The following is a 19,356-nucleotide window of genomic DNA, read 5'->3' as shown; positions in this document are numbered from 1 at the left end:
CGAAGATGTCGTCGGCGAGCTTCGCCTGGCGCATCGAGGACATCAGCTGGCGCAGGATCACGGCTTCGAAAGCCTCGGCCGCCTTGCGCAATCCGCCGTCACCGCCGCCGGCAGCGGCGGGGGTTGGCGTTGCCGAAACGGAGGAAATGGGCGTCGTCATATGATCACCAGTTCCGCTGTGAGCGCGCCGGCCTGGCTCAGCGCCTCGAGGATGGCGACAAGGTCGCCGGGAGGAACGCCCATGCGGTTGATCGCATCGACGAGTTCGGAAAGCGACGCGGTCGGCTTGACCAGCATCACCGGGCGATATTCCTCGTCGACGCTGATGTCGCTCGACTGTTCGACGGCGGTCTGGCCGCGGCTGAACGGCGCGGGCTGGACGACCGTCGGCGATTCCTTGATCGAGACGGTGAGCTTGCCCTGCGTCACCGCGGCGGTGCCGACACGGACCGCACCGTTGATCACAACGGTACCGGTGCGCGCGTTGACGATGACCTTCGCTGGCGGTTCGGCGCGCTGGACGCCCAGATTTTCGATCTGCGACATCAGCCGCATCCGCTGATCGCCATTACCGCCCGCGCGGATCGCGATGCTCGCGCCGTCGATCATCGATGCCGTGCCCGGAAGGGCGGCATTGATCGCATCGGCGACGCGCTTGGCGTTGGTCGCGTCGAACTGGTGAAGGTTGAAGGTCAGCCAGTCGCCGTTCGCAAAGCCGGTATCGACCGCGCGCTCGACCGTCGCGCCGCCGGCAATCCGGCCGCTCGACGGCACATTGACGGTCAGCTTCGATCCGTCGGCGGCATCGACGCCGAGCCCGCCGATCACCAGATTGCCCTGCACCATCGCATAAATCTGCCCGTCGGCACCATAAAGCGGCGCGAGCACCAGGGTACCGCCGCGCAGGCTCTTCGCCTTGCCCATCGCCGACACGGTGACGTCAAGACGCTGGCCGGGTTTGGCAAAGGGCGGCAGTTCGGCGGTAATCATCACCGCTGCGGCATTTTTGAGCGCCGGGTTCACGCCGGGCGGCAGCGTCAGGCCGAAGCGCGACACTGCGCCCTTCATGCCGAGCGTCGAATAATCGAGGCTGTCGTCGCCGGTGCCCGCGAGACCGACAACGATGCCGTAGCCGGTGAGCTGGTTGGCGCGCAGGCCCTGGAACTGGCCCATGTCCTTGATACGCTCGGCCTGCGCCGGCGCCGCAAAGGCGAAGCTGGCGAGCAGGAGCGCGATAAGGGTGAACGGGGACGGACGACGCTGGGTCACTTCAAATTCCTCTTCAGAACGGGCTGATGATCGCGAAGAAACGCTGGAGCCACCCTTGCTGGCTGGCGCGCGCGATCTCACCCTTGCCGACGTACCGGATGTTCGCGTTCGCGACCCGGGTCGACAGGATGCGGTTGTCGGGGCTGATATCGATTGCGCGGATGATGCCCGAGATCTGGACGCGTTCGTCGCCGCGGTTGAGCGTGAGCAGCTTTTCGCCGCGCACCAGCATCGTCCCGTTCGGATAGACGGCGGCGATCGTCACGCTGACTTCGCCCGATAGCGCGTTCGACTGCGACGCATCGCCCTTGCCCTTGAACTGCTGCCCGCCGCCCATCGCGATATCGCTGGGGTTGAACAGCGACAGCGGGCCGGTGGCGGGTGGCGTCAGGCCGACATTGCCGTCGCGCTGCGTGCCTGCGGCATTGCTTTTGGTCGCGGCGGTGCGCTCGACGAGCTGGATCGTGACGATATCGCCGACGGTGCCCGCGCGGCCGCCCGAGGTGAGCGGAACATAGGCGCCCTGGAAGATCGAGCCGTTCGCCGGCGGCGGGGCCGGCGGCATCGGCATCGTCACCGAAAAGGCGTCGGGCGGCAGCTTGTCCTTCGCGTGCACCGCAAGGGGCACGAGCGCGAGGGCCAATACCGCCAGACCGGGCATCGCCAGCCTAGAGAGTCTGCGAGGCATTTTTCATCATCTCGTCGGTGGCGGAGATCATCTTGCTGTTGACCTCATAGGCGCGCTGCGTCTCGATCATGTCGACGAGTTCCTCGACGACGTTGACGTTCGATCCCTCGAGCATCCCGCCGCGCAAGCTTCCGCGGCCTTCCTCGCCCGCGGCGCCGACCTGCGGCGCGCCCGACGCCTGCGTTTCGACGAGCATGTTGCCGCCGATCGCCTGCAGCCCCGCGGGGTTGGCGAAGCGCGCGAGCTCGATCCGGCCGAGCTCGGTCTGCGTGCCGTCGACGCCGGTCGCCGAGACGGTGCCGTCGGCGCCGATCGAGACGTTGGTCGCATCTTCGGGGATCTGGATCTCCGGGGTCAGCGGTTTGCCGTCCGAGGTTACGATCGTGCCGTCGGGGGCGCGGCCGAAATTGCCTGCGCGGGTGTAACCGATACGCCCGTCGGGCATCTCGACCTGGAAATAGCCGGCGCCGTCGATCGCGACGTCGAGTCCGTTGCCGGTGGTGGCGAACGTCCCCTGCGTATCGATGCGCGCGGTGCCGCCGAGCGACACGCCGGTGCCGAGGTTGAGCCCGGTCGCATAGCGGTTTTCGGCCGACGAGTTCGCACCCGCCTGCGTCATCATCTGATAGCTCAGCGTTTCGAAGCTCGCGCGGTCGCGCTTGAAGCCCGTCGTGTTCACGTTGGCGAGGTTGTTGGCGATCACCTGCATCCGGAAGCCCTGGGCATCCAGACCGGTTCGCGCGACGTGCAGGGCACCGAAGCTCATGTCATAATCTCCTTAACGGGGGAGCTGCATCAGGTTTGCGGTCGCGCTGTCCATGTCGCGCGCGTCGCTGACGAGCTTCAATTGGGTGTCCCAGCTGCGGCTCGCCTCGATCATCTCGACGAGCGCGGTGGTCGCGGCGACGTTCGATCCTTCGATCGACCGGGTAACGAGCCGCGCTTCGGGATCGTCGGGCAGGATGCCGTCACCGCGTACGCGGAACAGGCCGTCGAGCCCCTTCACGATGTCGGACCCGGCCGGGGTCGCGAGCCGCAAACGGTCGACTTCCTGCGGATTTTCAGGATCGCCGCCCTGCGGCACGATCCATACGCGGCCGTCGACGTCGATCGTGACCGAGTCCGCCGGGGGGATGGTGACCGGGCCCTGGCCGCCCTGGACGGGATGCCCGTCGCCGGTGGTCAGAAGGCCGCTCGGCGAAATCTGCAGGTCGCCGCGCCGCGTGTAAGCCTCTTTGCCGTCGGGTGCCTGCACCACGAGCAGGGCATCGCCCTGCACCGCGATGTCGAGGTCGCGCCCCGTCGACGTGATCGTGCCGGCACGCAGGTCGGCACCGATCACTTCTTCCGACGACATGGCGCGCGCACCCGCCCCGCTGCCGTTCAGCCACAGCGACTGCGCTTCGGCCATGTCGGCGCGAAAGCCGGGCGTCTGCGCATTCGCCAGATTGTTGGCGATCGCCGTCTGCCGGGCCATGCTGCCCCGCATCGCGGTGAGGCTGGTATAGATAAGGCGGTCCATCTGGATTCTCCCGGCAGGCGGCGGTCAGCGGCGCGTCAGCGCATGCCGATGATCGTCTGGGTCAGCTGCGACGCGCCCTCGATCGCCTTGGCATTCGCCTGGAAATTGCGCTGCGCGGCCATCAGCATCACCAGTTCCTCGGTGATGTCGACGTTCGAGCGTTCGAGCGCGCCCGAGCGGATCGCACCCATCGGGCCATTGGTCGCGGCATCGATCGTCGGCGGGCCGCTTTCGCCCGTCGACTGCCAGTGCGCATCGCCGGTTGGACGCAGGCCCGACATGGTCGGGAAGGTCGCCATCGCGACCTTGCCGAGCGTCTGGTCTTCACCGTTCGCGAAGGTCGCGGTGACGAGCCCGTCGAGGCCGATCGTGACGTTGACCAGCGCCGAATCGGGATCGGACGGCGAGCCTTCGGGCAGGCGGAGGTCGAACGCGCCGGCGAGTGTGTTGTTGGTGACGTTGCCGTCGGCATCGACGGGGAGCAGCTGGAGCTTTGCGCCGGTCGAATCGATCACATAGCGGTCGGGCGTCGGTTCGAACGAACCGTTGCGGGTATAGGTCACCTGCTCGCGCGGCGGCTCGCCCTTCACGATGAACATGCCTTCACCGACGATCGCGAGGTCGAGCGTCTTCTCGCTCGCTTCGTACGATCCTTGCGTGAACTGCTGGGTGATGCCGTTGAGACGCGTACCCTGCCCCGCGATCATCTTGGTCGACTGCGTCGGCGACGAGGCGAAGATGTCGCCGAAGGTGGCCTTGCTGCGCTTGAAACCGATCGCGCCGGCGTTCGCGATGTTGTTCGAGATGACCGACATATCCGTCTGGGCGCCCTTGAGGCCAGAGAGCGAAGTATAGAATGACATGGACTTATCCTTCTCAATTGGTGGGGGGTGTGGGCGCCGGAGTGGCGGCCTTGATATCCTTGAGCAGCTGGGTCTGCGCCGTGAGCTGCTCCGAAATCTTTGCGAGCGCGGTGTTGGTTTCGCTGATCCCGGCGAGGCTCGAAAATTGCGCCATCTGCGCCACCATCTGCTGGTTATCGACCGGGTTGAACGGGTCCTGCTGCGACAACTGCGCCGTCATCAGGCGTAGGAAATCGCTCTGCCCCATCTGTTGCCCGCTCCCCTTGGGGTTGATCACGGGGTTGTTGTTGGTGATGCTGTTGACGCTCATCTTACTGTCCCATCCTGAGGGTTTCATTGATCAGGCCCTTCGCGGTTTCGAGGACCTGGACATTGTTCTGATACTGGCGGGCGGTCTCGACCATCTCGACCATCTCGGCGGCGCTATCGACCGCGGCCTCCCAGACATTGCCCTCCCCGTCGGCCAGGGGGTTCGAGGGATCGTGGCGCTTCGATGGCGCCATTTTCGACGTCGTGACCTGGTCGATCTGGACCGTCGCGCGGCCCTGACCGTCCATCACGGTGCGAAAAACCGGCTTCAGCGACCGAAAGGCTTCCGCCTCGCTGCCCGCGACGGTTCCCGCATTGGCGAGGTTCGACGCCGTGGTGTTGAGCCGGACGAGCTGCGCCGACATCGCGCGGCCGCTGATGTCGAAGACCGAGAAATTGCCGTTCATCGTCATTCGCCCTTGATCGCGCGCGACAGCGTGTTGATGCGCCCCGACAGGAAAGCGAGGCTCGACCGGTAGGCGAGCGCGTTTTCGGCATAGGCGGTCTGCTCGGTCGCCATTTCGACGGTGTTGCCGTCGAGCGAGGCCTGGACGGGGACGCGATAGGCAGTCGCCCCTTCCATAGCCTCGGCCGTCGATCCGCCCTGCTGCGCAAGGTCGAGCGCCTTGGCGAAATCGAGGTCGCGCGCCTTGTAGTTCGGCGTCGCGGCGTTCGCGATATTCGACGCGAGCATCATCATGCGCTGGCTGCGCAGCTGGAGCGCCGTCGCATGCAGGCCAAAGAGTTTCTCGGATGCCATATCCATAATCCTTCTTCACCGCTTGCCGTGTCCGGCCTGGCCGGCGCAGACGCGCGGAAACACAAGGCATGATGCAATCGCCGTGCCAAAAGCGGTTTATCCCTGTTTTTCAGAGCATTATGTGCGTATCATTCGTGCGCCGGATCGCGCTCGTCAAAAATCTGACGACGCCCCCCGCCGCGCCGCGCAATCGCGCCGCAAACCGCGACTGGCACGCTTCCTGCAAAATGGCAGGCGACCATTTTGGACCCGAAGGAGATGGATCTTGTCCCGCAAAACTCTCGCGCGCATCGCTGGCCTGGCCGCATGCGCCGCCGCCTTTTCTCCCGCCGCCGCCCAGCAGGCCAATGAGGATTGGCAGACGATCGACGTGCTGACCGACATGGTCGCGAATGCAATGGGCCGCACCGCGACCCCGGTCGACCGCCGCATCAAGCTGGCGCGCTGTCCCGAACAGGCGTCGGTGACCGCGGTCGACGCCCACACGCTCGCCGTGCGCTGCAACTCGCTCGGTTGGCGCCTGCGCGTGCCGATGACCGGCCCCGCTGGCGCGACACAGGCTGGGTTCGCTCGGCCAGCCGCAGCCGCCCCCGTCATCCGCCGCGGCGACAATGTCCGCGTGACGATCGACACCGAAAGCTTTTCGATCAGCTATGCCGCGGTGGCAACCGAAGACGGCCGCGTCGGTGAAACGATCGCGCTGCGCGGCAGCGATGCCAAATCGATGCTGAGCGCCATCGTCACCGGGGCCGGCCGCGCGCGCATCGCCGACTGAATCCGGCCCTCGCTTACCCACCCACTGGCCCGGGCTGTCGGCTTTCCGACGGCGCCGGGCCTTTCTTTGGGTTTTTTGCGGCGAACCGCCTTAATCGCCCGCGCCGCCGTCCGTTAAAGCCTTCGTGAACCGCGTCGTCACTTTTCTGACGGCGCCGGATGGAGGCATTTATGTCGGGTGACAGCAAGATCGGCCCTATTGGCGGCACCGTCCGCACGGCCCCGCTGCGCAGCACTGCCAGCGGGTCGGCCGCGGCGGCGCGTGCGCCGGCCCAGCTGCATGCTGCACAGGACAGCCTGCCCGCCACGCGCCTCGCCCGTCTTTCCGGCAACCTCGCCAGCGAAGCCCCGCCGGTCGATGTCGCACGCGTCGCCTCGCTTCGCACCGCGATCGCCAATGGCAGCTACGGCGTCCACCCCGCGATCATCGCGAGCGCGATGCTCGATTTCCACGGCCGCGGAGCCGAATGATGCTCGACGAAGTGCAATCGCGGCTCGACACGCTGGTCGGCGCCCTCGACGGGCATGATGCCGGCGCGATCATCGCGGCAACCGAGGATCTGGCAACCGCGGTGATCCTGTTTCGCGGCGCCGGCATCCCGGCAGGCAGCGAACATCGCGCGCAGCTGCTGATCGGCAAAACGCTCGGCCAGCTCGAAGCCGCCGCGATCCGCGTCAATATCCTGAAGGACTGGACGCGTCAGAGGATTGACAAGAACCATGAAATCCGCGGCACCGGCCATCGGGGCATTGCCCTAAGTTACTGAATATGTAAGATATCATTCCGTCGACGGTAAATGGCACGATGATTGCTTTTGATCTGCTGAACAGCCCTGCTGAACAGCGGAACCAAAAGCATGAATGCCATCAACAACCCTCAAGGTCCGACGCGCATCGCCGCGCCCGTGATGGACGCGGTGCAGAATGCATCGGCGCGTTCGGGGATCGATTTCGACTATCTGGTCGATGTCGCGCGGGTCGAGAGCGGCTATAATCCGACCGCGAAAGCTTCGACCTCGTCGGCGCGCGGACTGTATCAGTTCACCCGGCAGACCTGGCTCGCGACGCTCGACCGCCATGGCGCGAACCATGGCCTCGCCTGGGCCGCCGATGCGATCGGCCGCGATGCGTCGGGCCGGCTCTCGGTCGCCGATCCCGTGCTCCGCCAGCAGATTTTTGACCTGCGCGACGATCCGACGGCCTCTTCGAACATGGCCGCGGCGCTGACCGGCGACAATCGCGACTATCTCGAAAGCCGGATCGGCCGCGCGGCCGAGCCGGTAGACCTCTATCTCGCGCATTTCCTCGGGTCGGGCGGCGCCGCCAAATTCCTGTCGGCGCTCGAAGCGAACCCCGACCAGCCCGGCGCGTCGATGATGCCCGAGGCGGCGGCCGCCAATCGTCCGGTCTTCTACGCCCCCGACGGCAGCATGCGCAGCCTCGCCGAGATCCGCGAACGCTTTCGCGTAAAGCTCGAAGACGGCGGCAAGATCGAAAATATGAAGCCCTTCGCCCCCTCGGGCTGGCACGCGCAGGCGAGCAGCTCGAGCGGCCTGGCGGGCGCCGGTGGAGGACGACCGCCGCTCCAGATGATGGATATCCAGCCGATGCCCAAGACCCTCTCGATGGGCTTCGCCGCCGATGCCTATCGGCGGCTCGCGTCGCTGTCGGGAGGCGCGGCATGACCGGCGGCTTCAATCCGGGCAATATCGGCCGCATGGCCGGCGCCGCCGCGCTGCCGGTGGGGATGCTGATTCTCGTCGGCCTGATGGTGATCCCGGTTTCGCCGCTGATCCTCGATATCAGTTTCGTCGCCAATATCATGATCAGCCTCGCGATCCTGATGGTCGCGCTGTCGGCGGCCAAGCCGCTCGACTTTTCCTCCTTCCCGACCGTGTTGCTCCTCGCGACCCTGTTCCGCCTCGCGCTCAACGTCGCCTCGACGCGCGTCGTGCTCGTCCACGGGCACGAAGGCACCGCGGCTGCAGGCCATGTCATCGAGGCGTTCGGGCAGGTGCTGATCGGCGGCGATTATGTCGTCGGCCTGTTCGTCTTCTTCGTGCTGATGATCATCAACATGGTCGTGATCACCAAGGGCGCGGGGCGCGTGTCCGAAGTGTCTGCACGCTTCACCCTCGACGCACTGCCGGGCAAGCAGATGGCGATCGACGCCGATCTCAACGCCGGGCTGCTCAGCCCCGAGGAGGCCAAGGCGCGCCGCGTCGAAGTCGCGACCGAAGCCGATTTCTACGGATCGATGGATGGTGCCTCGAAATTCGTGAAGGGCGACGCGATCGCCGGCCTCTTGATCCTGTTCGTCAATATCGTCGGCGGGCTGATCCTCGGTATCTTCAGCCATGGCCTGAGCTTTTCGGAAGCCGGCAGCAATTATGTCACGCTCGCGATCGGCGACGCGCTCGTCGCACAGATCCCCGCGCTCCTGCTCTCGATCGCCGCCGCCGCGATCGTCACCCGCGTCGCATCGCCCTTCGATCTCAGCGGCCAGATCAGCAGCCAGTTCGCATCGCCCACCGTCTGGATGGCGGTCGGCGGCATCCTGTTCATCCTCGGCCTCGTCCCGTCGATGCCGCAGATGCTGATCCTGCCCGCCGCGGCCATCTCCTTCGGCATCGGCTGGCAGCTCCGCCGCAGCGCCGCCGCGGTCGCCGACCTGCCCGAACCCGCCGCGCCTGCACCCGACCCGTCGCTGATCGAATGGGCCGACGTCAGCGACGCCAGCGCGTGCCAGCTCGAGATCGGCTATGCGCTCGTCACCCTCGTCGACGAACGCAAGGGCTCGCCGCTGATGACGCGGATCACCGGGATCCGCCGCCAATTGTCGAAGGAACTGGGTTTCGTCGTCCCGCCGGTGAAGGTCAACGACGACCTGTCGCTGCCCGGCAACGTCTATCGCATCTCGGTCGCCGGGGTGATCGTCGGCGAGGACGAGGTCTTCCCGCATGAGATGCTCGCGCTCGATTCGGGCGACCTTGTCACCAGGGTCACCGGACGCGCGTGCAAGGACCCGACCTTCGGGCTCGATGCGCTGTGGATCCCGAAGGCGATGCAGAACGACGCGATCGCTGCGGGCTATACCGTCGTCGATCCGGCGACCGTCGTCGCGACGCACCTCAACAACAGCATCGTCGGCGCCGCCGCCGAACTGTTCGGCATCGACGATGCGCAGGCGCTGATCGACAATCTCAAGGCTCATTATCCGCAGCTCGCGCAGAATCTGAGCCCGCAGGGCTATGCGCTGCCGCGTGTCGCGAGCCTTTGCAAATCGCTGCTCGTCGAGCGCGTGCCGCTCCGCGATTTCCGCAAGATCGCCGAGGCGATGGTCGCGCTGTCGGCGCAGCAACTCGGCGAGATCGACCTCGTCGAAGCGGTCCGCCAGCGCATCGGCGCGCTGATCGTCCAGACGATCGTGCCGAGCCGGATGCCGTTGCCCGTCGTCACCTTCAGCCCCGAGATCGAGATGCTGCTCAATCAGTCGGTGCGCGCCAACCCCGGCGCCGAATGGCCGTTCGAGCATGGCATGGCGATGAAGATCATCGAGCAGGTCGGTCAGGCGGTCGAACCGCTCCTTCTGCAAACACGCAGCTTCGCACTCGTCGCCTCGCCGATCTGCCGCTCCGCCCTCTCGCGCCTCGTGCGCGCCACCTTCCCCGACGTCGCCGTCATTTCCTACCTCGAAATTCCGGCGACCAAACAGACCGAAATCGTCGCGACGATCGGCGCCGAAGTGCCTCGCCTCGCGTCCGGGCCCGAAGCCCACATGGAGGACCAAGTGCATGAGAATTGAGCCCGCCGAGCAATTTGCCGCGAGCACCGGCCGCGCGCCGCGCGCGCGCGGCTATGGCGAAAGCGTCGAGGCGCTGGTCGAGGAATATTCGCCGCTGGTCCGCAAGATCGCCTGGCAGGTGTTCTCGCGGGTGTCGCGGACGAGCGAACTCGACGACCTGATCCAGACCGGGCTGATCGCGCTGATCGAGGCGAGCCGCCATTATGAAGAGCGCGGGTTCGCCTTCGCGACCTATGCGACGACACGGATCCGCGGCGCGATGATCGACCAGCTGCGCCGCGAGGCCGATGTCGGCCGCTCGGCGATGGTTGCGGCCAAGCGGATTCAGGCGATGCGCGGAACGCTCGAACAACAGTTGCTGCGCGCGCCGACCGCCGCCGAAATGGCCGAAGCACTCGACATGACGCCCGAGGAATATTTCGCGCTCGAACGCAACGCGACGCACGGCCGCTCGACCTCGCTCGACGAACTGACCGACATCGGCGCGTTCCTGGCCGCCGACGACAGTGCCGGCGCGGGCGAGACATGCGAGCAGGAGGATCTGATAGGCGCGCTGCGCCAGTGCGTCGCGCACCTCTCCGAACGCGAACAGATGGTGCTCCAGCTCTATTTTTTCGAGGAACTCAACCTGCACGAAATCGGCCTGACCCTCGACGTCAGTGCCGCGCGCATCTGCCAGATCAAGCGCGAGGCGATGGCCAAGGTCGACCGGATGATGCGCACGATGACCGAATAGCGCGATCGCAGAGAAATGACCGGGTACGGCGATCGACCAGCTCGCCGCCACACCCGGCCGGTGGATCAGGCGGCCAGCGTCCGGCTGTTCTGCCAGGCGGCGCCGATCTTTTCGAAATAGCTCGCCATGCGCTCGGTCCCGGTCTCGGTCAGCCGGACGATCGTCCGCCGCCGGTCGCGCTCGTCGATCGATCGCTGCGCGAGCCCGAGCCGTTCGAGTGCGCTGATCATGCGAAGCCCCGACGACAGCGGAACCCCGGCCCCCGTCGCGAGATCGCTGGCGCTGAGCGCGCGGCCGTGGGTGCTCGCGAGCATCAGGTCGAGCATCATGTCCCACGTCGGGCCCGACAATTCGGCGCTGCCGAAATGGCTGCGGCGCATCCGGCGCATCTGGATGCTGAATGACACCTGGTCGAGCAACGCCACTTTCGCCGGCGCTTCATCGGCGGGGTTGCCCGCGCGGCGCACAGCGGCCGCGGGCAGCGCTTCGCCGCGGCTCGCGAGCAGATCCTGAATCTGGTCGACGCGCGATTTCAGGTCGGCAATTTCTTGGTTCGAAAATTGCTGCATGTGATGATGCCCCTTGGGGAGCCACGCACACTAGGCCGCAATGTCCCTTCGCCGGCTGGACGATCCCGATGCATAGATGATCAGCAGCAGGATCGGATAGGATATATAGACCGAGAGCAGCGAATAGGGCCGCGCCAATATCTCCGAGAACATATATTTCTGGATATGGCCGAAAATGGCGATGAGCTGCCATCCGGTAATCCAGTACGGCCAGAAACTGTGCGTCTTCAAGGCGATAAACCAGAAGCTGAGCAGCACCAGCACGTCGATGACGAAGATATTCAGTTCAATATCGTTCCAGGTCGGAAAGGGATTCACGGCGCTGGTGAGGATCGAGGCGATCAGGGCGGTATAGGCCGCCCACCGCTCAAGGGGGCCGCCGCGCATGATCGCGACGGCCACCGTGATGAGCAGTACAATATAATAGATCGCCACGGACCACATTGTGGCAGTCAACCTTTCCCGACGATCAAGAGGCCTGCGCGAGCGGCAGGGCGGCGACCGCGGTGTCCGACCGGTCGTTGCTGCCTTCGTCGACCAGCTGTGCGGCCGGCTTGACGCCCGCCCCGAACATGCGCGTGCCGAGACCGACTTCCTTCTGCGTCACGGTGAGCGCCAGGTGCGCGTCGGTCAGGAGCTGGCGGACTTCGCCGGCGGCGGCGAGCGCATGCGCGACCTTCGACATCGCTTCCTGGCCGACGATCGCCGACATGTTCGTTTCGCGGCGTGCGGTGGGCAGCGTGGCGGCCAGCTGTGCGATGCGGATCATCGCTTCGTCGATGGCATCCTCTGCCAGGTGCAAGTCGGAGGCGATCTTCTTCGCCGCAGAAACTCGTTGATTCAGCATCTTCTTTTTCCTTGAAAAAGAATGCTACCGGTTTCCCCCCCGCAGCATTCGCTTCGAACATTCAGGTCACGCGACCGAGTCCGACAAGGATCGAATAGAGGGCGGAGAAAGCCAAAATCGTCGCAAATGCGATCAGGATCGGCCAGATTATCCTTTCCATCAACCCATGCCGGTTGGCCGGCTGGGACGCGGTAGGAAATGGCGAACCGATATCGAATAGTCGCCGAAACGAACTGCGCCCCGGCTCGGCATCGTCGGCGGGCTGAACCTCGCCTAGGTCGATCAATTGATATGTCAAAGGCTGATAAGGGGTAACATGATCGAATACACCGTTAACAGCCAGTATACGGGCCGCCTCGATCCTGTTGGAAACATTCAGTTTTTTCAGAACGCGCCGGACGCGCTCGTCGACGGTGTGCGGCGACACATTCATCAGCCGCGCGATCTGCTTGGAATTTTTGTGCTCATAAACGTGCCGCAACGTTTCAATCTGCGCCACCGACAGCAGGCTCATGTAATTGTCGGGGTCGCCTTGCACGCGGCTGGAATAGAGCATCGCGAGTCGAAATCAAGTTGGGTCGCGGTGCGATCGGGTCCCGGAACGAGGCGGTTCTGCGGCATTTTTTGACCAAAAAACCCTTCTAAAACCGGCAGTTGCTTTACTTCGGATTAACCTTGCCGATCGGCAATTTTTTTTACGCTCACAAAAGCGTGGTTCGCCGGTCGCCGCCTCTCCGCTCAACCGGCCGGCACATCCCGCCCGCTTTCCTTGAGGGTACGATAGCGCAGGATCGATTTTTCGATATGGCGGCGCGCGGCGCGGCGCGCGGCCGCGGGATCGCCCGCCTCGATTGCGGTAAAGATCGCCTCATGGTCGCGGTTGATCGTATGGGCATAGCGCTGGTGCCGCACGGGATCGTCGCCTTGCAGGTACAGCCGCCGCGACGGCACGAGCCGCACACCGAGGAACTGGGTGAAGCGCAGGAAATAGGGATTGCCCGTCGCGCTGGCGATCGCGGCGTGAAACGCGGCGTCGGCGGCGACCGAGGCGTCGACATCGCTGCTTTCTTCCATCGCGGCGAGCGTGCGCCGCAGTTCGGCCAGATCCGCATCGGTGCGGCGGCGCGCCGCGAGGTCGGCCATCTCGGCCTCGAACCCCATCCGCATTTCGAGCAGCTTGAGCACGTCGTCGATTTCGCCGATTTCCTCGGCGGTGACCTGGAAGGCGCGATACTGCGCGCCATCGGGGACATAGGCGCCCGACCCGCGCCGCGACACGAGCAGCCCGCGTGCCGCAAGCCGCGAATAGGCTTCGCGCACGACGGTGCGGCTGACCCCGAAATCCTCGGTCATCGTCTTTTCGGTCGGGAAGCGCGATCCGGGCGGCATGTCGCCCGTCTCGATCCGCTCCTCGAAACGCTGGACCAGATCGTCCGCCAGCGACGCAGCCTTGGTTACCGCCATGATTCGGTGCCTATCATCGTGCCACGACGCTGGCTAGGGCCCGCTTGGGGGTTTGAAGTCGGGCCGCTGCGCATCGACATAGGCCTGCCACGCGCCCCTGGTTGCGAAATCACCGCCGCGATCCCACGCCGCGCCGCTGTAATAGACGAACGGCTGTCCCGGCCGGACGCGAACGAGGATCAGAACATTGTCGGCGTCTTCGGCGAAACCTGCGAACAAGGCCGGATCGACGATCACGGCCGCCGCCATCCGTCCCTTGTTCCCGTCGGCCGGCCCCCACCAGGTCAGCCGCGCCGTGGCGCCGTCCTTCTTGACCTCGCCAAGCTGGCTCCCGGCCACCGGCCGTTTCGAAATGCCGATGCCGACGACCAGCCCGGCATCGCTGTCCGACGCGATCGTCGACGTCAGCCGCGTGAAGTTCGTCCCCGCAGGCAGCGTAAAGCGCCGCGTCTCGCGCACCGTGCGCAGTGTATCGACCGGCCAGGGCGCATAATCGACGGTGAAGTCGGCCACGTCACCGTCCGCGCTCAGGATGTGCGGGCGCACATAGTTGCGCGAAGTCCACAGCTTGTTGTCGTACCAGATGCCCAGCCCGCCGATGCCGCGCCCGGTGCCGACATTATAGAAGTCGATCCCTTCGCCATGGTCGGCATGCTGGTCGCCAGTGCGGAGCTGGCGGTCCATGAAGGGCCAGCGGACGCGCTTGCCCCACGCATCGATCCCCGACGACGACGGCGGTTCGGCCGCCTCCAGCGCGCGGCCGTAGATACGAAAGGCGATGCGGTCGTTTTCCCAGAGCAGATCGTCATGGCGATAGTCGGCGATCACGACCGCCGTCCGCGCCTGCCGTTCCTCCGGCGTCGCCGGTCGCAGCGGCTTGTGATCCTGCGCTACCGCCGGTGCGGCGACCAGGGCAAAGGCCAGGAGCGCGCGCATCACCAGCTCCACATCGTCCCGTCCTCGAGCCTGTTCACCGGCAGATAGGCGCGCGAATAGGGAAAGGTCTCGGCCAGTGCCTCGTCGATATCGACCCCGAGCCCCGGCGCGTCGCCCGGATGGAGCATACCGTCGGCGAAGCTGTAGGCATGGGGGAAGACCGCGTCGGTCTCCACCGTGTGACGCATATATTCCTGGATCCCGAAATTGGGGATCGCGAGGCCGAGATGCAGCGCCGCCGCCATCGTCACCGGCGACAGGTCGGTCGCGCCATGGCAGCCGGTGCGGATCTGGTACAGATCGGCGAGCGACGCGATCTGGCGCATATGGGTGATGCCGCCCGCATGGAGCACGGTCGCGCGAATATAGTCGATCAGCCGGTTTTCGATCAGCGCCTTGCAGTCCCAGATCGAGCTGAAGATTTCGCCGACCGCGAGCGGGGTTGTCGTATGCTGGCGGATCAGGCGAAACGCCTCCTGATCCTCCGCCGGGGTCGCGTCCTCGATCCAGAAGGGACGATATGGCTCCAGATCCTTGCCGAGCCGCGCCGCCTCGATCGGGGTTAGCCGGTGGTGGACGTCGTGGAGCAAGTGAACGTCCCAGCCGAGTGCCTCGCGCGCCGCGGCGAACAGCTCGGGCACGACGCGCAGATATTTCGCCGTCGACCAGATATTTTCGCTCGGCAGGTCGTTGTCGGCGGGCTCGTAGAAATAGCGGTCCTTGCTGACGCCATAGGTCGACGCCATCCCCGGTACCCCGCATTGCAGGCGGATCGCCTTATAGCCCTGCCCCTGATAATCGAGCGCCGCCTCGATCGTCTCGGCGATGCTCGTCCCGTTGGCATGACCGTAGACCATGCAACCCTCGCGCGATGCGCCGCCGAGCAACTGATAGACCGGCAGCCCCGCGACCTTGCCCTTGATATCCCAGAGCGCCATGTCGACCGCGGCGATCGCCGCCATCGTCACCGGGCCGCGCCGCCAATAGGCACCCTTGTAAAGATATTGCCAGATATCCTCGATCCGGTGCGCCTCGCGGCCGATCAGGCAGGGAATGACGTGGTCGGCGAGATAGCTGACCACCGCAAGCTCGCGTCCGTTCAAAGTCGCATCGCCGACGCCGGTCGTGCCGTCGTCGCATTCGATTTTCAGCGTCACGAAATTGCGCCCCGGGCTCGTCACGATGACGCGCGCTGACACGATCTTCGGCATTCTTATCCCCTCGGTCCAGATTCAAAGTTGTCTGACAACCTTATTGACAGCGTTGCGGCAAAAGGGAAAGAGATATGTGAACGGTATCAGCGGATGCCGGTGAATATAGGAGCGGAATGGATGCGAAGCAGGTGGCCTGCGGTGGCGAGCGCGATGGCCCTGGCCACAGGAACGGCCGCTGCCGGGGAAGGCATCGCGAATCCGGATCGCTGGCCGGCCATCGTCGCACCCGCCCCCGACGCTGCCATCGAAAACCGTATCGACACGCTGCTCGCCGCCATGTCGCTCGAACAAAAGGTGGGGCAGATCATCCAGGGCGATATCGGCAGCACGACCCCCGACGATGTCGCACAATATCATCTCGGCTCGATCCTGAATGGCGGTAGCTCGTCGCCCGGCGGCGACGAATTCGGCCCTGCATCGGCGTGGGTCGCGGCCGCCGACGCCTATTATGAGGCGTCGATGCGCCCGAACGGCAACCTGCCGCGCATCCCGGTGATGTGGGGATCGGACGCCGTCCACGGCCACAATAATATCGTCGGCGCGACGCTCTTCCCGCACAATATCGGGCTCGGTGCGGCGCGAAATCCTGCGCTGATGGAGAAAATCGGGCAGGTGACCGCGATCGAGATGCGCGTGACGGGGCTCGACTGGACCTTCGCGCCGACGATCGCGGTCGCGCGCGACGACCGCTGGGGCCGGACCTATGAAAGCTTCGGCGAGGATCCGGCGATTGCGACCAGCTATGCCGCGGCGCTCGTCCACGGCATTCAGGGGCGGCGCGGCGACGCCGACTGGCTGAAGGGCCCGCACATCGTCGCCACCGCCAAGCATTTCCTTGCCGATGGCGGCACCGCCGATGGCCGCGACCGCGGCGATGCGCAAATCGGCGAAGACGATCTGATCCGGCTGCACGCCCCCGCCTATGTCGCCACGCTCGGCGCCGATGTGCAGAGCGTGATGGCCAGCTTCTCGGGATGGAACGGCGTCAAGATGCACGGCAATACCAGCCTGCTCACCGGCGTGCTCAAGCAGCGCTGGGGATTCGACGGGCTCGTTGTCGGCGACTGGGACGGCCACGCCAAGGTTCCGGGCTGCTCGCCCACCGACTGCCCCGCATCGATCGCCGCGGGGCTCGACATGTATATGGGGCCGGCAAGCTGGAAAGGACTCTATGCCTCGACGCTCGCCGCTGCAAAGGCGGGCACGCTGCCGGTTGCGCGGCTCGACGACGCGGTGCGCCGCATCTTGCGCGTCAAGCTGCGTGCCGGACTGTTCGACGCAGGCAGGCCGTCGACGCGCGAATATGCCGGGCGCTATGAATTGCTCGGCGCACCCGATCACCGCGCGGTCGCGCGGCAGGCAGTGCGGGAATCGATGGTGTTGCTCAAGAATGACGGCGTCTTGCCGCTCAAGGCGGGCGCACGCATCCTCGTTGCGGGCGATGGCGCCGACAATGTCGGCAAACAATCGGGCGGCTGGACGCTGACCTGGCAGGGAACGGGTACGCTCCCCGAACATTTCCCCGGCGCGACGTCGATCTTTGCCGGGGTACGCGACGCGGTGGCGGCCGGTGGGGGGCAAGCCGAACTGTCGGTCGAGGGTCGCTTCACGACCAGGCCCGATGCCGCAATCATCGTGTTCGGCGAGGATCCCTATGCCGAGTTCCAAGGCGACCGCGCCGACCTCTATTTCGACGACACGCACAGCAACCTCGGCCTCATGAAGCGCCTGAAGGCGGCCGGTATCCCCGTCGTCGCGGTCTTTCTTTCGGGCCGCCCGCTCTGGGTCAATCGCCATATCAACGCCGCCGACGCGTTCGTCGCGGCATGGCTGCCGGGGTCGGAGGGCGGCGGGGTCGCCGATGTCCTGTTCGGCAAGAGCGACTTCAAGGGCACGCTGCCCTTCTCATGGCCCGCCGATGCCAGGGGCGCGCCGCTCAATATCGGCGATGCGGTGTACAAGCCGCTCTACCCCTTCGGCTATGGGCTCAAACTCGCTGACCACCCTCCGTCGGCCGCGCTTTCCGAAGACCCCGGTATCGTCGTCGAACCGCCGCTGACCGGTCCGATCTTCGCGCGCGGCCGCGCGGCGGGCACGCGACGCCTCCAGATCGACGGCGCCAACGACAGCCCGCAGGCGATCGACGGTGCCGCCGACAATGGCGCGATCGCGGTGCGCCCGGTCGATCGCGACGCGCAGGAGGATGCCCGCGAAATCAGCTGGTCGGGCCGGTCGCGCGGGACGCTGATCGTCGCCAATCCGCGCGCTGCCGACCTGTCGGACGCGGGACCGCTTGCGCTGGCGCTCGACCTTCGCGTCGATCAGGCGCCGGCCGGACCCGTAACGCTGGAAGTTCGCTGCGGCCCCGGCTGCACCGCGCGGCTCGATATCGCGGACCGCCTTGCGGCGATCGCGGGCGAGGGCTGGCAGACGCTGTCGATTCCGCTGGCATGTCTGCCGGGCGTGCGGCTGGGCAGTGTCACCGCACCCTTCGCCCTCTCGTCGAGCGCGCCGATGCGTCTCACCCTGTCTTCGATCGCCTTTACCCCCATCAAGGATGCAAAGGAAACGTCATGTCGCTGAGCCTGTTTGCCCTGATGACGGCCGCTCCCGCCGCCGCTGTCGCTCCTGCCGAACCCGTCATGCCGCAGCCCGCCGCCATCCTCGCCGAAACGCGCCGCGTCGCAGACTGGCAGCTGACGCACCGCGAAGCGTGGGACAAGATGCCCGCCGCGCGGCCGAGCGTGCGCGAACCCCGCGACTGGCAGCAGGCGACCTTCTGGGTCGCGCTCACCGAGCTAGCGGAACGCGATGCGCGCTACCGCGACCCGGTCGTCGAGCTGGGCCGCACCCAGAAATGGCAGCTCGGCAAGCTGGCTTTCCATGCCGACGACCAGCTGATCGCGCAGGCATGGGAATGGGCGGCGCGCAACGGCGGCGGCACCGAAGCCCTCGACCCCGCGCGCGCCTATTTCGACAATGTCCTCGCCAACCGCCGCACGAACAGCCTCGAATTCGTGCCGACCCAGCCGGGAGGCGGCTACTCCTTGTGCACCGAGCGCTGGTGTTGGTGCGACGCGCTGTTCATGGCGCCGCCGACGATGCTGCGGATCGGGCTTGCGACCGGCGACGCGCGCTATGCCGAATTCGTCCACCAGGAATGGAAAGCGACGACCGACTATCTGTTCGACCCGGGCGAGGAGCTCTATTTCCGCGACAGCCGCTTCTTCGACCGGCGCGATGCCAAGGGGCGCAAGATCTTCTGGAGCCGCGGCAACGGCTGGGTGATGGGCGGGCTCGTCCGCGTGCTGCAGGTCCTGGACGAGGACGACCCGCAGCGCCCCTATTATGAGGGGCTGTTCCGGAAGATGGCGGCGAAGCTAGTCACCTTGCAGAAGGCCAACGGCTATTGGCCCGCATCGCTGCTCGACAACGACCCCGGTACCCCGCCCGAATCGAGCGGGACCGCCTTCTTCACCTATGCCTTTGCCTGGGGTGTCGACAACGGCTTGCTCGACCGCGCGACCTACGAGCCGGCCGCGGTGCGCGGCTGGCACGCGCTCGGCCGCGCGGTACAGCCCGATGGCATGCTAGGCTGGG

23 protein-coding genes are annotated in these 19,356 nt (G+C 65.9%); 8 read left to right on the top strand and 15 right to left on the bottom strand.

The genetic code is table 11. From position 1 onward, the window contains the following. Positions 1 to 156: 156 nt before the first annotated feature. The 8 genes from VGD20_RS19505 to flgB are packed head-to-tail and all read right to left on the bottom strand — an operon-like array spanning position 157 to position 5,411. Positions 157 to 1,269, bottom strand: a complete 1,113-nt coding sequence (locus tag VGD20_RS19505; protein ID WP_414714599.1) for a flagellar basal body P-ring protein FlgI — start codon at positions 1,267 to 1,269, stop codon at positions 157 to 159. Positions 1,270 to 1,282: 13 nt separating this feature from the next. Further along, the gene (locus VGD20_RS19500; protein WP_331136037.1) at positions 1,283 to 1,957 is read right to left on the bottom strand and encodes a flagellar basal body L-ring protein FlgH; all 675 of its coding nucleotides are present in this window, start codon (positions 1,955 to 1,957) and stop codon (positions 1,283 to 1,285) included. Beyond that, positions 1,938 to 2,723: a flagellar basal-body rod protein FlgG gene (flgG, locus tag VGD20_RS19495; protein WP_331136036.1), complete on the bottom strand. Its 786-nt coding sequence runs from the start codon at positions 2,721 to 2,723 to the stop codon at positions 1,938 to 1,940. Before flgG ends, VGD20_RS19500 begins: the two co-directional genes overlap by 20 nt. A gap of 12 nt (positions 2,724 to 2,735) precedes the next feature. Further along, complete coding sequence (gene flgF / locus VGD20_RS19490; protein ID WP_331136035.1) at positions 2,736 to 3,479, bottom strand: flagellar basal-body rod protein FlgF; 744 nt, start codon at positions 3,477 to 3,479, stop codon at positions 2,736 to 2,738. Between the two features lie 35 nt (positions 3,480 to 3,514). Beyond that, a complete protein-coding gene (locus tag VGD20_RS19485; RefSeq protein WP_331136034.1) occupies positions 3,515 to 4,342 on the bottom strand; it encodes a flagellar hook basal-body protein in 828 nt (275 codons plus the stop codon). Positions 4,343 to 4,355: 13 nt separating this feature from the next. Next, positions 4,356 to 4,652, bottom strand: coding sequence for a flagellar hook assembly protein FlgD (locus tag VGD20_RS19480; RefSeq protein WP_331136033.1), 297 nt, complete (start codon positions 4,650 to 4,652; stop codon positions 4,356 to 4,358). A gap of 1 nt (position 4,653) precedes the next feature. Beyond that, positions 4,654 to 5,064, bottom strand: a complete 411-nt coding sequence (gene flgC / locus VGD20_RS19475) for a flagellar basal body rod protein FlgC (protein WP_331136032.1) — start codon at positions 5,062 to 5,064, stop codon at positions 4,654 to 4,656. After that, positions 5,061 to 5,411, bottom strand: a complete 351-nt coding sequence (gene flgB, locus VGD20_RS19470; RefSeq protein WP_331136031.1) for a flagellar basal body rod protein FlgB — start codon at positions 5,409 to 5,411, stop codon at positions 5,061 to 5,063. The genes flgC and flgB overlap by 4 nt, the downstream gene beginning before the upstream one ends. A gap of 265 nt (positions 5,412 to 5,676) precedes the next feature. Between flgB and VGD20_RS19465 the strand changes: the two genes are divergently transcribed. From VGD20_RS19465 to VGD20_RS19440, 6 genes are all read left to right on the top strand, one after another. Beyond that, positions 5,677 to 6,186, top strand: coding sequence for a flagella basal body P-ring formation protein FlgA (locus VGD20_RS19465; protein WP_331136030.1), 510 nt, complete (start codon positions 5,677 to 5,679; stop codon positions 6,184 to 6,186). A gap of 170 nt (positions 6,187 to 6,356) precedes the next feature. Further along, positions 6,357 to 6,656, top strand: a complete 300-nt coding sequence (gene flgM / locus VGD20_RS19460) for a flagellar biosynthesis anti-sigma factor FlgM (protein ID WP_331136029.1) — start codon at positions 6,357 to 6,359, stop codon at positions 6,654 to 6,656. Continuing rightward, positions 6,653 to 6,952, top strand: a complete 300-nt coding sequence (locus VGD20_RS19455) for a hypothetical protein (RefSeq protein WP_331136028.1) — start codon at positions 6,653 to 6,655, stop codon at positions 6,950 to 6,952. Before flgM ends, VGD20_RS19455 begins: the two co-directional genes overlap by 4 nt. A gap of 90 nt (positions 6,953 to 7,042) precedes the next feature. After that, positions 7,043 to 7,870: a transglycosylase SLT domain-containing protein gene (locus VGD20_RS19450; protein WP_331136027.1), complete on the top strand. Its 828-nt coding sequence runs from the start codon at positions 7,043 to 7,045 to the stop codon at positions 7,868 to 7,870. Then, on the top strand, positions 7,867 to 9,990 hold the full coding sequence (gene flhA, locus VGD20_RS19445) for a flagellar biosynthesis protein FlhA (protein WP_331136026.1): 2,124 nt from the start codon (positions 7,867 to 7,869) through the stop codon (positions 9,988 to 9,990). Before VGD20_RS19450 ends, flhA begins: the two co-directional genes overlap by 4 nt. Next, positions 9,980 to 10,726, top strand: a complete 747-nt coding sequence (locus VGD20_RS19440) for a FliA/WhiG family RNA polymerase sigma factor (RefSeq protein WP_331136025.1) — start codon at positions 9,980 to 9,982, stop codon at positions 10,724 to 10,726. The genes flhA and VGD20_RS19440 overlap by 11 nt, the downstream gene beginning before the upstream one ends. 65 nt (positions 10,727 to 10,791) lie before the next feature. Here VGD20_RS19440 and VGD20_RS19435 read toward each other — a convergent pair whose 3' ends face one another. From VGD20_RS19435 to manD, 7 genes are all read right to left on the bottom strand, one after another. Continuing rightward, positions 10,792 to 11,295: a MarR family winged helix-turn-helix transcriptional regulator gene (locus tag VGD20_RS19435; RefSeq protein WP_331136024.1), complete on the bottom strand. Its 504-nt coding sequence runs from the start codon at positions 11,293 to 11,295 to the stop codon at positions 10,792 to 10,794. Between the two features lie 30 nt (positions 11,296 to 11,325). Then, positions 11,326 to 11,739, bottom strand: a complete 414-nt coding sequence (locus VGD20_RS19430; protein ID WP_331136023.1) for a hypothetical protein — start codon at positions 11,737 to 11,739, stop codon at positions 11,326 to 11,328. A gap of 25 nt (positions 11,740 to 11,764) precedes the next feature. Next, positions 11,765 to 12,142 (bottom strand): hypothetical protein, encoded by a 378-nt coding sequence (locus VGD20_RS19425; protein WP_331136022.1) that lies wholly within the window; start codon positions 12,140 to 12,142, stop codon positions 11,765 to 11,767. A gap of 61 nt (positions 12,143 to 12,203) precedes the next feature. Beyond that, a complete protein-coding gene (locus VGD20_RS19420; RefSeq protein WP_331136021.1) occupies positions 12,204 to 12,698 on the bottom strand; it encodes a helix-turn-helix transcriptional regulator in 495 nt (164 codons plus the stop codon). 182 nt (positions 12,699 to 12,880) lie between these two features. After that, positions 12,881 to 13,606 carry a FadR/GntR family transcriptional regulator gene (locus VGD20_RS19415; protein WP_331136020.1) on the bottom strand — a complete coding sequence of 242 codons (726 nt, stop codon included), beginning with the start codon at positions 13,604 to 13,606 and terminating at the stop codon, positions 12,881 to 12,883. Between the two features lie 33 nt (positions 13,607 to 13,639). Further along, positions 13,640 to 14,542 (bottom strand): DUF4861 family protein, encoded by a 903-nt coding sequence (locus VGD20_RS19410; protein ID WP_331136019.1) that lies wholly within the window; start codon positions 14,540 to 14,542, stop codon positions 13,640 to 13,642. Further along, positions 14,542 to 15,753 (bottom strand): D-mannonate dehydratase ManD, encoded by a 1,212-nt coding sequence (gene manD / locus VGD20_RS19405; RefSeq protein WP_331136018.1) that lies wholly within the window; start codon positions 15,751 to 15,753, stop codon positions 14,542 to 14,544. Before manD ends, VGD20_RS19410 begins: the two co-directional genes overlap by 1 nt. A gap of 120 nt (positions 15,754 to 15,873) precedes the next feature. On the opposite strand from manD, the gene VGD20_RS19400 reads away from it, so the two are divergent. Together VGD20_RS19400 and VGD20_RS19395 are read left to right on the top strand one after the other, a co-directional pair. Continuing rightward, on the top strand, positions 15,874 to 18,339 hold the full coding sequence (locus tag VGD20_RS19400; RefSeq protein WP_331136017.1) for an exo 1,3/1,4-beta-D-glucan glucohydrolase: 2,466 nt from the start codon (positions 15,874 to 15,876) through the stop codon (positions 18,337 to 18,339). Beyond that, a partial coding sequence (locus VGD20_RS19395; RefSeq protein ID WP_331136016.1) for a glycoside hydrolase family 88/105 protein occupies positions 18,330 to 19,356 on the top strand: 1,027 nt, incomplete at its 3' end. The genes VGD20_RS19400 and VGD20_RS19395, both read left to right, overlap by 10 nt.

The organism is Sphingopyxis sp., from assembly GCF_036402335.1.
Taxonomy (GTDB): domain Bacteria; phylum Pseudomonadota; class Alphaproteobacteria; order Sphingomonadales; family Sphingomonadaceae; genus Sphingopyxis.
Note: the sequence above shows the minus strand (reverse complement) of the source record. Positions and strands in the feature narration are given on the sequence as shown.